The following is a 16,190-nucleotide window of genomic DNA, read 5'->3' on the forward strand; positions in this document are numbered from 1 at the left end:
TCATACGACCTCCGCCTTCTCTGTGCCGGCGAGCAGTCCGTCGAAATAGTCGACGGTGCGAGCCAAGCCGGTTTCGAGCCCGATGCGGGGCTGCCAGTCAAGCTCGGCCATGGCCCGGGAAGTATCCGGCCGCCGCTGACGGGGGTCGTCGGTGACCGCCGGCAGGTGGACGATCCGGGAACGCGAGTTCGTCAGGTCCCGGATGATTTCCGCCAGGCGTCGAACGGTCATTTCGGTTGGATTGCCGAGGTTGATCGGGCCGTTGCAGGCGCTGCCGGCGGCCGAAAAACGCAGGAAACCCTCGATGAGATCGTCGACATAGCAGAAAGAACGGGTCTGCTGGCCATCGCCATAAATCGTCAGATCCGCGTTGCGCAGGGCCTGCACGATGAAATTGGAAACCACCCGCCCGTCGTCCAGGCGCATGCGCGGTCCGTAGGTGTTGAAGATGCGGCCGACCTTGATGTCGACGCCATAAGTCCTGTGATAGTCGAAAAACAGGGTTTCGGCGCTGCGCTTGCCCTCGTCATAACAGCCGCGCGGTCCGATCTGGTTGACATTGCCGCAATAGGATTCGTGCTGCGGGCTGTGGATCGGGTCGCCATAAACCTCCGACGTCGACGACTGGACGACGATCGCACCCGTCTTTCGCGCGCAATCCAGGGTGTTGACGGCGCCGAGCACGTTGGTGAGCAGCGTTCCCACAGGATCCCGCTGATAGTCGGGCGGAGAGGCCGGGGAGGCGAAATTGAAGATGAGCGACGCTTCGATGTCGAAGGGCTGGCGAACATCATGCTCGACGATGTGGAAGCGAGTGTTCGACGCAATGTGATCGACATTCGCACGGCGGCCGGTGGAAAAATTATCGAGGCAAATGACACGGTGGCCGTGCTGCAGAAGCCTTTCGCAGAGATGTGAACCGAGGAAACCTCCCCCGCCATTCACAAGAACGGTGCGCAACGCTTGCGCTACCGGGATGCCTGACACTTCAGAATGGCTTTCGCTGGGAACGAAACTACGCATTACAAACTCCTTCCCCTGGATTTAGTCTTTTGATTTATTTATGCGCTTCAAGTCTTCCTATCCGTCTGGATGTTCGTGAACTCCCTATCAAGACATGAATAACTTTGTAGTTATTCTTGGTATAACTGATTTACTACTCAAATGATAAGACGATTAGCGTGAAGGTCAACTTTAAAAGGTTCAAGTATCCAAAATAATTACACAAGTATTCTTCAAGGTAACAGATGATTAATCACACTTAACACTTCTCCGCCACAATGCTTTCACCCGTCGCTCAAGCTCCACTCAATGCAGCTAATATAAAGGGGAAGACGGGAGATTGGCCGAGCGCAACTGCACCGCCGGTCTTGCATCCGGAAGCGCCATATGCGAGGGGTTTTGGCATGTTGAAAAAACAAGATGCAGCGCAGCTGAAAGGCCGGCGTATCCGCTCGGCGATGTTCGCCTGGGGAACGTCGCTTCTTGCGATCGGACTGACGGCCTGCACGGTCGTCGACGACGATATCGCGGTCGTCGCGAAGAAGAATATCGCCGTGGTCGAGGCGCCGCGCGTTTCCAAGGCGTATGCCTATCCGGCAAATCGGGCCGAGCGCCCGGCGGGGGCAATGGTCCGCGCCGTAGCCTATCATGGCTCGGCGCCCTATATCTGCTCTCCAAGCGGCTTCGGACAGAAGTCACGCTGCTTTGCACGCCCCCCGATCTGAAGCAAAAGCGTCAGATCAATTGCGCCACCGGCCGGACATGTCGTCTTCACCGGCGGGATGCTCGTTGAAGAAACGGGATGCAGCTTCCGTGCGGTTTCGGACGTTCATCTTCTTGTAGATGTTGCGGACGTGAACCTTCACGGTATTCTCGGAAAGATGCAGCTTGTCGGCGATGATCTTGTTCTGCGTGCCCTTGCATATGAGATCCAGGATCTGAACCTCCCGGGTCGTCAAAGCGGAGATGCTGTCGCGTCTCAGCTTGAGCGCATTGCTGCGGGCCGCATCGACCGATTTTGTCTGATAGAGTGAAGGCTCCAGCTGGGCGTTTTTGTTGGTGAGGCGATTGAGAAGTGCTGACGGAAAATGTTCGCCGCCCTTCATCAGCAGATCCACTGCAGCCATGAAGACATCGAGCCGCAGGTTGAGTGGCAGGACGCCATCGATGATCCGCGCTTCTACCAGCCGGCTGACATAGGGCTCGAGCATGTCGATAGCTTCGACGACAAGTCCGATCGAGGTTTCAGGGTGGTTTTCGCGGGCAGCCTGCAACGCTTCGTGAAGCTCCGGGCCGGGTATATGATAAAATAAAACGAGTTTCATATCGCTGGCATCTTTTTCCAGCATCGGCTTTGTACTCGTTATGCTTGACACTTCACAGTTCGGAAATTTCTTTGCCAGTGCTTCTACCATGCATTCTGAAAATAGATCCGCCTTTGCTACCACTAGTATATTATCTCCGGACGGACCCAACTTCCTTCCCTGGTCCGCATTCTCCATTCCTGAGCCTGTCATGAACATTTACGCCTCCCCTAGCGTTACACTTTACTAAAACGTTGAGCGATGGCGGGTATAAGATAGTAAGAAATGCCGGCCCCGAATGTCATCGCCTTATTTTTTAGACATTTCTTAATTATGTTAATACGGATTGAGAAGGAAGGAAATGGCCCAAAGTGATTAGTTTTAACGGACAAAAAGCGATACGATACAAAGCTTTGGTTGTATTTTCGCTGCAATATATACTTCAGGGCTATATTTGCTCCGACTATAGATGATCAGTTGAATGTAATATTTCAGTACAAATTGTCATATTTTAGTTATGCAGGGCGGGCCGGATATGAGACAGCAAACCGTCGACAGGTGCCTTTCAACCCTGCAGCGAATGCCGGGGAGCCCTCGACTATAGCTGCTCGCCGATGCCGACGCCGAACAGATCTTAGCGCTCCGACGACTGGAGCTGTTCGAGGGCTATTCGGGCAGGGCAAATCGGCCTTAGCCCGAATTGGTGTCTATCGGATCCGCATTTTTTCCAGCATTCTGTGATCGTCGTCCAAGTGGCGACATGGAAAAGCCAGGTATCGTTATGCGTTTTTGATGCATGGCCTCCATTATAGGGCAACTCAACGAAAAGAAAACCCGACCACTCCTTATCCTTTCAGGATTCGGAGCCGGATATGTGCGGCCTTGTACTGAGTACGTACGTTCCCAATACCAACGGTTTGATCAACAAATCGCGAAGAAGCCGCAGATGACCAGTATCGAATACATCTGCCGATGTTAACCGCATCGGAGCGAGCGCGAGTAAAATCCCATTTGAGATGAGAGGGATTTCGAAAAGCTGCTCCGGTTTTTTTCTGGAGAAACTTGAATGTCTGACGATATCGAAATCACCAAGGTCGGGGCGCTTGCCGACGGCTTTGCCAACAGCGCTGTCAATTCAACTGAAGTCGACGACGGCTCGACCGGTTATGTCGGCGGCGTCGCCAATGGCGACAATCGCGACAATACCGACAACAGCGTCGACGTGGACGTCAAGGCGGAGATTGATGTCGCCGCCAACAATGGCGACAACCGCGACAACGAATATGACTGGAGCTACAAGTCCGACGACGATACGAGCACCAAGACCACGACGACTACCGACTCCAATAACGACTACGACTGGAGCTATGACAGCAAGTCGTACAGCGACAACGATACCGACACCAAGACGATCACGGACACCGATACCAAGACCGTAACCGACACCGACATCAAGACCGTTACTGAGACGGAGACGGATACGAAGACGGTCTCCGACAGCAACAACACCTCCGACAGCTTCAACAAGACGGACACAGACTTCGCCGTCATCGAGGACGTCAAGGACTCCAACCTCGGCGTTGCCGGACACGACCTCACCTTCAACCTCGGGGACGACTTCTCCTTCACTCTCGACGTCGACAGCATCCTGAACAATTCGCTGACCGGCGCAGGCAATGACAGCGGCTTCAGCGCCGTCCAGGCGAACCATCTGGCCGACCAGGATAGCGCCTGGAACATCAAGATGGACAACGAAGGAGCCCAGAACAACCTGAATGCCAATGGCGGCACCGCCAATAGTGCAGAAGGCCTGGACATGGACGGCAAAGGCTGGGATCTCAAGGCTGGCGACGACGCCACTGGCTCGAGCGCAGCGGACGCTTCGGCAATCCTTGCCAATTCCGGCTACCACCTTGAGCTCGTTCAGGGTGCGAACCTGCTCAGCAATACGGTCGACTCCAGCGTCATCGGCGGCAACTCTCGTGTCTCCGACGTCGGCGAGGATACCAGCACCTGACACTGACCTCCAGCGACCAAGACGAACTGCACCGGCTCAAGCCGGTGCAGTTTGACTGCTTGAAAACGATTTGACGACCACACCACGGCTCCCGGCGGGTGCCTCCAAGGCCGATCGTCATCTCGAATGGGAGGGCCGAACCATGCATATCGAGAAGATTTCGGAAATCATTGCGCACTTCATCGGTCTCTTCGAGATGACGACCGACGAGATGAGGTTGCGCACCAACTATGCCGAAGGCGCAGGACCGGGCGCGGATGGACCGGCTCTGCCGGATCAGGATGCCTTTAGCGCCGCCTTCTCTTCCGATCTCCAGCTCAAGGATTACGATCCGGGCATCATTTACAAAAGCGGCAGCTACGAAATCGAATATGGCCCAACGCGCCATTTCGGCCGTGTCTTCGAAGAGAGCCTCGAGAAGCTGGCGGCGATTGCCGGAAAGGACATCCCGTTACCGCATTTCGGCGATCCTACGGATATCGTGCTCACGGATGAGCCGGAACTGACCGTCTTTGCCGGACCTGGTTCGGCGATCAGTCATGTCCTCCAGGTCAACGCACTCTATGACGACGACTATCTCGATATGACGGACGGCGTCCATGCGCCTCGAGACACGAGTTTCGTCATCGAGCGGCTGGCGGATTTCAGCACCAAGGCAGAGATCTTCACGCCTTTTGCGGGCCTGCACCGCACCGATACCTATGATGGCGCCCTGAAGATCGCCGAGGATCTTGAAAGCTATATCCAGAATACCGAGGACAGCGGGACAACTTCGCTCGGCACCGACGAGACGCATCATTTCGTCACCACCGATCCCGCGGGCGACGGCCCCATCACCGTCTACATCAACGGCAAGGCCGAGACCGATATACCGGTCCTCGACGACTTCCTGCCCGATCGCGGTCTCGCCGAGCTCCCGGAAGAGCCCGATGACAGCAATACATCCGTCGAGCAGACCGACCCCAGCGGCAACAGCCTTGAGGTGACCGCCGGTGCGAACGTCGTCGTCAACGTCGCCTCCGTGATCCATACCGGCGTCATTGCCTCGGTCACCGCCGTCATGGGCAACTATCATCAGATCGACGCGGTCTCCCAGGCCTTTGTCTACAGCGACAATGACGAGATCGCCTCGGCGCTGCGCTCATCCGGTCACTCGGCCGAGGAAGCCGGAACGATCGCCAAGAACATCGCCGTCTTCGAACAAAGCACCTTCGAAGCATCGAGCTATGCCGAACCCGATCCTGCCGATCCGACGTTCCCCAACAGCTGGCGCGTCAGCGTCATCGACGGCGACGTCTCCTTCGTCCAGTGGATCGAGCAGTATCACTTCGTCACCGACAACGACACGATGACGGTCACCACCTCAGGGTCCGAAGCCACGGTTCTGACGGGCGGCAATACTTCGATCAATTTCTCCTCCTTTTTCCAGATGGGCCTGCAATATGATCTGGTGATCATCGGCGGCAATGTGCTCGATATCAACAGCATCACCCAGGTCTCGCTGCTCTACGACAATGACTGGGTGCGGGCAGAGGGCGACCTCGATCCCGGCGCCGACATACAAACGGGCAACAACCTGATCTGGAATTTCGCCTCGATCCACAATGTCGGGACGGGCGGCCCGTTCGAGGCCATGCCCGACTACATGGTCGACGCGCAGAAGGCGATCGAAGATCGCGATCCCAATATGCCGGAGGGGCTGTCCTTCGATGCGAATTTCCAAGGATATGCCGGGCTGAACGTGCTCTACATCACCGGCAATCTCTATGACATGACAATCATAAAGCAGGTCAGCATCCTCGGCGATTCCGACGATGTCACCCAGGCGGCATCGACGCTCCTCGACAATAATCCCGATGCAACGGTTACGATCGACACGGGCAGCAATGCGGTCGTCAACATCGCCGAGATCGTCGACTACGACAGTTTCGGCCAGACGACCTATCTGGCAGGCCAGCTCTATTCAGACGCCATCCTCATTCAGGGCGGGCTGGTGGAGCATGACACGACACAGCCGCAGCCGGCCGACGACAGGCTCGCCAACGAGGTCATCGCCTTTCTCGACAACGACGATCCGGCAGGCGGCGATTGTGCTGACGGCGTCATCAATGCCGGGCAGGATTTTTCATGGTCGTCGACGCATCCCGCCGACGTAATGCAAGCCATGGTCGCGTGACCTTAAGTATTGCGAAGGAACCACGATGAACCAGATTTCGAAACAAGTTTTTGCGGCAGGCAGCGCCCTCGATCTGAGGTCGGGCAATATTCCCTCCGCTGCCCCCTCGGAAACGGCGATGACCGAGATGTGCATCTCCGCGATCGACGAGGCGGTCGAGAACCTTCGCAGGCTGAGCGGCGCCGCTCCTTCGTCTCCCGATGAGCGCAAGGAGACGTCCGAAGCTGCGGCAAACGAGGCTGCCGATACCGGACGCGCAAGCGCAACGCAGGCGCCCCTCCCGGAAAAGACGGCGGTGCCGGAAGCTAAAGTGGAAACGGCACCTCCTGTCGCGGTGGCGCAGGGCCTGGCGACAGCAAAACCGGCGGAAGCGCCGGCCCCACCGCAGATCGAAGCGCGGGTGGCTCCCGAACTGCCGAAAGAGAAGACCGAGCTCAAATCGAGCCCGACGATGCCTTTCGGCAAGACCATCGAAGGCGAAAGCGGTCCGTTCAGCGAGAACGACAGGCGGCTGCGCACCGGCAGCGGCGGAAACGGCAAGGATTCCGATCCCGGGGGCGGGGGCGGGGGCGGAGGAAGTGGCGGCGGTTTTCACAAGCGCAGCGAGCCTGTGAATTTCGCCGCCAGCCTCTCCCGCGGCATGGCGGCGGTACGACGCAATATGGTTGTGGTCATGATGTTCACGATCGCCATCAACGTCCTTCTGCTGGCGATACCGCTTTATCTCTTCCAGATATCCGACCGGGTGCTGACAAGCCGCTCCATCGACACGCTCGTCATGCTCTCGATCGCCGTGCTTGGCGCCGTGCTGCTGCAGGCCTTCATGGATTCGGTGCGGCGCTTCATCCTGATGCGCACCGCGGTGGAGCTTGAAGTGCAGCTGGGCGCGCCGATCCTCAGCGCTGCAGCGCGGGCATCGCTGCATGGCAGCGGCAAGGACTATCAGACGCTGCAGGATCTGCAGCTGCTGCGCGGCTTCCTGACATCAGGCACGCTGATCGCATTTCTCGATGCGCCGCTGATGCCGTTCTTCGTGGTGGTCGTCTATTTCGTGCATCCGCATCTCGGCATCATCATCATGGTCTGCTGCGCGGTGCTTTTCGTCATCGCCTATCTGAACCAGAAATTCACCGCCCGGCAATTCGCCGAATCCAACGGCTATCTCAGCCGGGCGAATTTCCATCTCGATTCCATGTCTCGCAATTCGCAGATCATCAACGCAATGGCGATGATCCCCGAGGCCGTGAAGATGTGGGGCCGGGAAACGGCGGGTTCGCTGAAATCGCAAGTCGAGGCACAGGACCGCAACATCATCTTCTCCGGCATATCGAAGGCCTGCCGGATGATCACCCAGGTCACTCTGCTCGGCTGGGGCGCGCATCTGTCGCTCTCCGGCGAGCTGACGGGCGGCATGGTGATTGCGGCCTCGATCATCTCGGGACGCGCGCTGGCGCCAATCGAAGGCGCCATCGAAGGCTGGAACCAGTTCAACCGGTCGGCAGGCGCCTATGGCAGGATCAAGGGACTGCTCTTGAATTCCCCGTTGAACTTCCCGCGCCTGCGTCTTCCCAATCCCGAAGGCCGACTCGATGTCGAACGCATTCTCTTCGTGCCGCCACCGCAAAAGAAGGTCATTCTCAACGGCATCTCCTTCTCGCTCAAGAAGGGGGAATCGCTTGCGATCATCGGCAATTCCGGGTCCGGCAAGACGACGCTCGGCAAGATGCTCGTCGGCTCGATCGTCCCGACATCGGGAAATGTGCGCCTCGACCTGATGGATCTGCGCAACTGGGACCAGCGCCAGTTCGGCGAAAGCATCGGCTATCTGCCGCAGGATGTGCAGCTTTTTCCCGGCACGATCAAGGCTAATATCTGCCGTATGCGCGACGACGTCGACGATCACCAGATCTACGAGGCCGCGGTGCTGGCCGACGTGCACGAACTCATCGCAGGCTTCCCGCAGGGCTACGAAACCATCGTGGCGGCCGATGGCGCTCCGCTTTCGGGCGGCCAGAAGCAGCGCATCGCGCTGGCCCGCGCCTTCTTCGGCAATCCCAAATTCGTGGTCCTCGACGAGCCGAATTCGAACCTCGATACCCAGGGCGAGGCAGCACTAGCCAAGGCGCTGATTCACGCCAAGAAGCAGGGCATCACCACCGTCACCATTACCCAGCGCCCGGCTCTTCTCCAATGCGTCGACAAGATCCTCGTGCTCAAGGAGGGTACCGTCGCCATGTTCGGGGAAAGGATCGAGGTGCTGCAGGCGCTTTCCAAGAACAACGGCAATAACGGTCAACAAGCACCGCGCATTGAGGGATGAACGACATGGGACGGAAAAATCGGGAGACGACCGGTCCGGTGCAGCTCGAGTGGTATAGCGATGTGCCGCGCTCGATCCGTGTACACAGCATCGTCGGCCTGACGGTTCTCTTCACCTCGTTCGGCGGCTTCGGCTTCTGGGCGGCGACGGCGCCGCTCGCCTCCGCCGTTATCGCGCAGGGAAGCTTCGTCGCGACCGGCAACAACAAGATCATCCAGCATCTGGAAGGCGGCATCATCAAGGAGATGCGCGTCAGCGAAGGCGATACGGTCAAGGAAGGCGACATCCTGCTGACCCTCGATCCCACAGCATCCCGTTCAAACGAGCGGATGCTGCAGCTTCGCCGCCTGCGCCTTGAAGCCGTTGTCGCCAGGCTCCGTGCCGAAGCGCAGGGCCTGCGCGAATTCCAGCTTCCCGATATCGTGACGAAGGAGGCCGGAGATCCTGATATCAACGCGATCATCCAGAGCCAGAACGTCGTCTTCCACAGCAAGCAGATCAAGCTTGAAGAGCAGCTCAATCTGATCGGGAAGAACATCGCATCGCTCGAATTCCGGTTCGTCGGCTATAGGGGCCAGCGAGAATCCTTCGAAAGGCAGCTGTCGCTGCTGACCGAGGAACGCGACTCCAAGGCTCGGCTGGTCAAGGTCGGCTATATGCGCAAGACGGATCTGCTGGCAATCGAGCGGGCGATCGCCGATGCGATGGGCGACATTGCTCGACTGAACGGCGAGCTCAACGAGAGCGAGGCGGAGATCGCCAAATTCCGCCAGGAAGCCGTCATCGCCGTCAACTCCAACAAGCAGGCGGCACTCGATGCGCTCGAGACCGCCGAAACCGATCTGGACAGTGTGCGCGAACAGATGCGCGAGGCCGCCGGCGTGCTCGAACGCACCACTATCCGTTCGCCGGTGTCGGGCACGGTGGTGCGCTCCTATTTTCACACAGCCGGCGGTGTCATCACGACAGGAAAGCCGATCATGGAGATCCTGCCGTCGCACGTGCCGCTGATCCTGGAAGCGAAGGTGCTGCGCACTTCGATCGACCAGTTGCATGAGGGAGAAACGGCCTCGATCCGCCTCACGGCGCTCAACCGGCGCACGACCCCTGTTCTGCAGGGCAAGGTCTTTTACGTCTCAGCCGATTCGATCGAGGAAAATGCGGGTGCTTCGGTCAAGGACGTCTATATCGTCCGCGTCGGAATACCCGATTCCGAGATTGCGCGGGTGCACAATTTCCATCCCGTTCCCGGAATGCCGGCCGAAGTGCTGATTCAGACGTCGGAACGCACCTTCTTCGAATATCTGAGCAAACCGATCACCGACAGCATGTCCCGGGCTTTCAAGGAGCGCTGATCGCTCGTGATCCGGCACGAGCGGTCCGGTAAATATGACGGACTTGCCGTTGTTCTGATGTAATGTCCACATGTCATCCCATCGAGGGATGGATCCCCTCCGGGGAGAAAGGGTCAAGCATGGCGGCGATGTCCGATGTCCTGCTGCGGGTCGGCCGCCTGAACTATGTCTGGACGAACACCGAAAGCCTGCTGATCTACATCATCGCCCATCTTCTCCGGGTCGAAAAGGATGCAGCAATCGTCGTGTTCCTGACGCTCAACACCACGCGCGCCCGGATCGATCTCATCGAACGGCTGTCCAAGCTCGCTTCGACCTCCCCTTCCGACCGCAAGGCGATCCTTTCAGCCATGTCGCGGCTGAAGAAGGAATCCAAGATCCGCAACAAGTACAATCACTGCATCTATTCCTTCGACGAAAAGGGAGAGATCTCGAGTACGCAGCTGATGCGGCTCGTCGAGGACGACAAGCAGATCCGCTACGGCAAGATCGAACAGATGGACGCGCGCGAGCTCGACCTTCTGGAAAAGTCGATCGCCGAGATCGTCGCCATCAGCCGGACGCTCTGGGCCTTCATCCATGCGAGCCCGCGGATCTCCGGCGAGCTCTGATCTAATCCTTATGTACTCATGTTCTCAAAACCGCCGCACACTTTCGGGCGAGGTCCGTTGAAGCGCAGCATCCTTCAGGACCCGTTGTGCTCTATCGCTTTGAATCTGCGCATCATTATCACCAAAACCGATTGCGATTTCGGGTTATGCGCCGGCTCAGGACTAATCCCATTTAGGCCACTTAAATCATCCGGACGGTTTATTTGAAGATCGTTGTTTCCCATTAGAATGAAACCTCCCGAGTGACGTATGGGGTATTGGGGGGCGGACATGCGCATAGATATCATCGACACCATTGCGGGGTTCGAGGCGGTACGCGAGAACTGGGATCAGGTCTTCATGGAAGATCCCGACGCGCAGCATTTCCTCTCCTGGATCTGGCTGAAGAATTATCTGTCCCGCAGACGCCGCTGGTTCATCCTTGCCCTTCGCGAACGCGATCCCGAAGCACCCTATGTCGCCTTCTTTCCGCTGCGCCTGATCACGCATCTGAACGAGAAGACCGGGCTCTTCTACGACGAGATCATCATGGCAGGGAATTTTGCGGCCGATTATACCGGCTTTATCGCCAGACCGGACTACGAGCATCACGCCATTGCCGGCTTTGCTTCGTTTCTCAAACATCAGAACTGGACCGACCTGAAGCTCGAATATTTCAGCGGTCCTGCCCGCCGGCGCGAGAAGATGATCGAGGCGCTGCAGGGGCCAGAGGTGATGTTTCGCGACAGCTCGCCCAAGAACAGCGAGAATATCGACAATACGATCTGCCCGATCGTCCCGCTGCCGGCAAGCTTCGACGACTATCTCGAACAGCGCATGAGCAGCCAGACGCGCCAAAAGCTCCGGCGCTTCCTGCGCAAGGTCGAAGGCGATGATATTTACCGGATCACGATGGCAACCGCCGAGACCATCGATAGGGACTTGGACATCCTCTTCAATCTCTGGCGGATCAAGTGGAGTGCCCGCAAAGGCACGGAGCGGACAGAACGGCTGATCATCACCACACGCGAAATGCTGAGGGACAGCTTCAACTGCGGCAATCTCGAGGTGCCGGTGTTTTGGCATGGCGACCAGCCGCTCGGCGCGCTGGCGAATATCGTCGACCGGCAGAAGAAGGCCATCCTCTTCTATATCACCGGCCGCGACGAGAACTGGAAGACGCCGTCTCCCGGTCTCATCTTGCATGGTTACTGTATCCGGCGGGCGATCGAGCACGGCTTCAAGACCTATGACTTCCTGCGCGGAAACGAGCCCTATAAGTACATGTTCGGGGTGGAGGAAAGGCGGATCAGCTGCACCCTGTTCCGCACCCGCAACGGCCAGAATCTACATGGCGTGCTCAACCCGCGCAGCATCCGTTTCGTCTATGAACAGGCGCTCGACATGTACCGCAACGGAGCCCGCAGCAAGGCGGAGATCGCCTTCAACCAGGTCCTGCAATCGGCTCCAGGCCATACCGGCGCGGAATTCGGGCTCGCTAATCTGCTGTTCGACCGCGGCAAACTGACGGAGGCACTGGCTGCCTACAAGGTTCTCGTCGAGCAAGCGCCCGATCCGACACCGATCCAAATGCGGCTTGGCGACACGCAGCTTGCCCTGCATCAATATGAGCAGGCCGCAGAGACTTTCCGCCGGGTCGGCGAGATCGGGCCGCATCTCATCCAGGCACATTACAAGCGTGGTATCGCCCTTGCGGCCAGCAAACGGCTGGCCGAGGCGGAGACCGTCTTCGCCGCGATCCAGGACGTGCATTCGGACGATCCGACCTCGCTCGATTATGCCGCCAAGGCGGGTATTGCCCTCGAGCGCCTGCGCTCGATCGCCGAGCCCGCCGTTGGCAAGACGGACGTCGTGCCGGAGACCATCGCCCGCTGGAACCGGGGACGGCAACTCAGCGAGCGGCGCCGACCCCGTCTGCATTGATGTGGCTTTGCCATGGTGCGGAAATGCGGTCCGGCGGCTCCGGGACACGCAGTCACCATGGTCTTTGATTTTGAGCTGCGATCGTTGCTAAAAGAAAGCGCGAGCCTATTTTTGCAACTCCTCAGTGAGAAGTCATGCAGACAAATGCAGACGGCGCCGAAAGGGAACGGCTTCTGGCCATTCTCGATTTCTGGCACAAGATCGAGTTCTTCATTCCTTACGATCTCTCCAGTCGCATCGTCTCCGGTGAAGGCCGAAGTGTTTTCTGGTTACATGCGAAAACGCTCGGGGATGACGGTGCCGCACTCAGCCGTCCAGTGATCCCCGAAGAGAAGCAGATCACGGGTTTTACCCTGTTCCTCGGCGTTTTCAGCAAATCCGAAATTTCCGATGTCCGCAGACACTTCGATAACGTTGCGCCCGATATCGCCGAATATGACGATGCCGAACGCAGCGACCTCGATGGCGATACCTGCTTTGCCAGTCTGCAGCTCTCTCCCTTGGGACAGCCGATGTTTGAAACATTTTCGGTTTCCACGCTGCCATGGGCTCTGGGACGGGTGCGGAAATCCGGCCTCTCCTCGCTCGGCTACGAGGCATTTGCCGACAGCAAGCGGCAGCTCTCGGAATTGCTTCAAAACTTTCGGGCACAACGGCATGTCAGATCTTCATCTTCCGAGGACATGGCCGATCAGCCGATCAATGCCGGCGAAATCCTGACACTGCATGATTTGCTCTGTGATTGGGCCGGCTTTGCCTCGAAGCAGGAAAAGCCCATCGCCGCCGTTGAAATACGCTATCGAGACAGAGCGGAAAAACCCGAAGTCCTCGCCTTGCCGCCGCCGCAGGAAAGCAATGCGCCCGATGCCGACGACGAGGAGGACGAGAGTGCAAACATCGAAGAAGAGATCGGGATCCTGAACAGCTTCTTCATCGAGGACATCGAGCAGGCGATGATGCGCGTCACGCATGGCGATATCCCCGCGCCGCTCAGGCAATATCTCACCCCGCTGGCGCGTGAGAAACGGATCGACCTCTACTCGGAGGACGGGGGCGCCGGGCGATCGTTCGGGCCTTGCATCCTGGAAAACGGGCGCTGGCTCAGCGAACCTCACCACGCCATGAGCCTCATGCAACAGTTCGCGATCAATTCGGCGATCGACGATCTGTCGGAAACGGGACTGTTCTCGGTCAACGGCCCGCCAGGGACGGGAAAGACGACGCTGCTTCGCGACATGTTCGCGGATAATATCGTTCGGCGCGCCCGCATCCTGGCCGCCTTGAAGACGGCGCGCGATGCCTTCGATGGCGCGCCGCGCCGCGTCATTTTCTCGGACCGGAGCACGGCCTCGATATCGGCGCTGATCCCGGCCCTGGCAGGATTCGAGATGGTCGTCGCCTCCTCCAACAACGCTGCCGTGGAGAATATTTCGCGTGACCTTCCCAAGCAGAGCGCAATCGCGAAGACGTCTTCATTCCAATATCTACAGACGGTCGCACACAAGATCGCTTGCCAGAAGGACAATGGTGCCACCGTCAAGCTCTCCGACGACGACCGCCCGTGGGGTCTGATCGCCTGTGCGCTCGGCAACTCCAGGAACCGCCGAGCCTTCAAGGAACGTTTCGGCTTTATGGAGATCGCCGACAGGCCGAAACCCGGCTGGTCTGGCACTGATAAGCCACAGACCATTTGGGAATGGCTGAAAAGCTATGAAGGACCGACCTTTGCCGAAGCGTCGGCGGCTTTTCATGTCGCCGACGGCGCGGTTGGCGACAAGATCGGCCAATGTGCACGCTATGCCGATCTCTATGACGAAATCGCCCTGGTTTCGCAGGATGCCTTCTGCCGCGAAGCCCTTGAAGGGGTCAGGGCAGCCGCAAGCGAATTTCGGCAAGCGCAGGAGAGATACGACATGGTCCAAGCCGAAATACTTCGTATCAGGGAAGCTTTGTCTCATCTGAAGGAGGAGGAACAGTTGCTCGACCGCAGCGCTCCTGCCTGGTGGGAGAGGGTGTTGCCGACCACCCCTGCGCGGCAGCATCGGCAACATGTCGGCGCCAATGCGCGCGGGCAGCTGGAACTGCGCAAGGCACTGGCGGAATGCGAGCGTCATCTTGCAAAAACTCATGGACCTGCGCTGAAACGGGCGTTGCGCGGACATCAGCGGGCCGAACGGGCGCTCAGATCGCAACGGGAAATCTGGTCCCGGAAGAGAGGAGAATTCGGTCGTCTCGGGACGATTCTCGGTCATCCCACCCTACCCGGGCGTCTCACTGATCTGGAGACGGACCGGTTCCAGATTGACGGTCTTTGGCATCAGGACGAACTGGCAAGTCTCCGTTCTGCATTGCTGGAAGCAGCGTTGACGCTGCATGAAGCGTGGCTGGCGGATGTTGGCAAGAAGGGCGGAGGTTTCGGCGGAAACATCGTCGCCATCAACAAACTGCTTTCCAACAACGATCCCGCCGACGGCGAGCACATTGCGTTGATCTGGCAGAGCCTTTTCATGATCGTTCCGATCGTCTCGACAACCTTTGCCTCCTTTGCCCGGCAGTTCCGTGGTCTCGAAGCCGGCTCGATCGGCTGGGTCTTCATCGATGAAGCCGGTCAGGCGGTGCCGCAAGCGGCCGTCGGCGCCCTGTTGCGGGCGCGACGCGTTATGGTGATCGGTGATCCCCAGCAGATCGAGCCGGTCTTCACGCTGCCAAGCGCGCTGATCACCGCTACCTCGGCGCTCTCGCCCCACACCGCCGCGGGACAATATTCGCCGAACAGGGCGTCGGTGCAGATGCTGGCCGATGCCGCCAACGGCTATGGAACGACCGTTCAGGGCGAGGAGGCGGACGGGCTCTGGATCGGCAGCCCTCTCAGGGTCCATCGGCGCTGCATCGATCCGATGTTTGGCCTTGCCAATCAGATCGCCTATCAGAACAAGATGGTCTTCGGGCTGGAAGAGCGCCGGCCAGCTGGCGACGCTTCACCGTTTTATGGCGACAGCGCCTGGATCGACGTCAGGGGAAGAGTGTCAGGCAAACAGGCCGTTCCAGAACAGACGGGTTTCATCGTCGACGTCCTCACCGCCACCTATCGCCGGGACGGCGCATTGCCGGATCTCTATATCATCTCGCCGTTCAAGGAGATCAAGAACAGTCTGAGGCAAGCTCTGGCCCACGCGGCATGGATCGATCCGAACGGAAATATGCGCTCGGCTCCGCCAAGACTGTCGAAGTGGCTGAAAGAACGGATAGGCACGGTGCATACGTTTCAGGGCAAGGAAGAAGACCTCGTTTTCATGGTGCTCGGCGCCGATGCCGCTCACATCGGAGCGGCAGCCTGGGCCGCATCGAAGCCGAACCTGTTAAACGTTGCCCTGACGCGCGCAAAACGCCGATTCTATATCGTCGGCGATCACAGCCTCTGGGAAACCTTGCCTTACTTCAGGGAGACAGCGAGTGCCCTGGAGACAATACAGGCAGCCGAA

Annotated in this window: 10 protein-coding genes; 8 read left to right on the forward strand and 2 right to left on the reverse strand. The window is 58.4% G+C overall.

Features of this window, described 5'->3' with window-relative positions:
- Positions 1–1,023, reverse strand: coding sequence for a UDP-glucuronic acid decarboxylase family protein (locus G9X67_RS25380; RefSeq protein ID WP_171599958.1), 1,023 nt, complete (start codon positions 1,021–1,023; stop codon positions 1–3).
- 383 nt (positions 1,024–1,406) lie between these two features.
- Between G9X67_RS25380 and G9X67_RS25385 the strand changes: the two genes are divergently transcribed.
- On the forward strand, positions 1,407–1,727 hold the full coding sequence (locus tag G9X67_RS25385; protein WP_171599959.1) for a hypothetical protein: 321 nt from the start codon (positions 1,407–1,409) through the stop codon (positions 1,725–1,727).
- A gap of 15 nt (positions 1,728–1,742) precedes the next feature.
- Here G9X67_RS25385 and G9X67_RS25390 read toward each other — a convergent pair whose 3' ends face one another.
- On the reverse strand, positions 1,743–2,525 hold the full coding sequence (locus tag G9X67_RS25390) for a response regulator transcription factor (protein ID WP_171599960.1): 783 nt from the start codon (positions 2,523–2,525) through the stop codon (positions 1,743–1,745).
- Between the two features lie 847 nt (positions 2,526–3,372).
- On the opposite strand from G9X67_RS25390, the gene G9X67_RS25395 reads away from it, so the two are divergent.
- The 7 genes from G9X67_RS25395 to G9X67_RS25425 all read left to right on the forward strand — a co-directional run.
- Positions 3,373–4,323, forward strand: coding sequence for a fibrinogen-binding protein (locus tag G9X67_RS25395; RefSeq protein WP_171599961.1), 951 nt, complete (start codon positions 3,373–3,375; stop codon positions 4,321–4,323).
- A gap of 142 nt (positions 4,324–4,465) precedes the next feature.
- The gene (locus G9X67_RS25400; protein ID WP_171599962.1) at positions 4,466–6,499 is read left to right on the forward strand and encodes a hypothetical protein; all 2,034 of its coding nucleotides are present in this window, start codon (positions 4,466–4,468) and stop codon (positions 6,497–6,499) included.
- Between the two features lie 25 nt (positions 6,500–6,524).
- Complete coding sequence (locus G9X67_RS25405; protein WP_171599963.1) at positions 6,525–8,819, forward strand: type I secretion system permease/ATPase; 2,295 nt, start codon at positions 6,525–6,527, stop codon at positions 8,817–8,819.
- A 5-nt stretch (positions 8,820–8,824) separates the two neighbouring features.
- Positions 8,825–10,174 (forward strand): HlyD family type I secretion periplasmic adaptor subunit, encoded by a 1,350-nt coding sequence (locus G9X67_RS25410; protein ID WP_138332036.1) that lies wholly within the window; start codon positions 8,825–8,827, stop codon positions 10,172–10,174.
- 119 nt (positions 10,175–10,293) lie between these two features.
- Entirely contained in the window at positions 10,294–10,785 is a 492-nt protein-coding gene (locus tag G9X67_RS25415) for a hypothetical protein (RefSeq protein WP_012759596.1), read from the forward strand.
- A gap of 270 nt (positions 10,786–11,055) precedes the next feature.
- Positions 11,056–12,708, forward strand: a complete 1,653-nt coding sequence (locus G9X67_RS25420; RefSeq protein ID WP_138332035.1) for a GNAT family N-acetyltransferase — start codon at positions 11,056–11,058, stop codon at positions 12,706–12,708.
- 134 nt (positions 12,709–12,842) lie between these two features.
- Positions 12,843–16,190 (forward strand): ATP-binding protein (locus G9X67_RS25425; RefSeq protein ID WP_171599964.1); only part of this gene is annotated, 3,348 nt, incomplete at its 3' end.

Source organism: Rhizobium sp. WYCCWR 11152 (assembly GCF_013087615.1).
Classification (GTDB): domain Bacteria; phylum Pseudomonadota; class Alphaproteobacteria; order Rhizobiales; family Rhizobiaceae; genus Rhizobium; species Rhizobium indicum.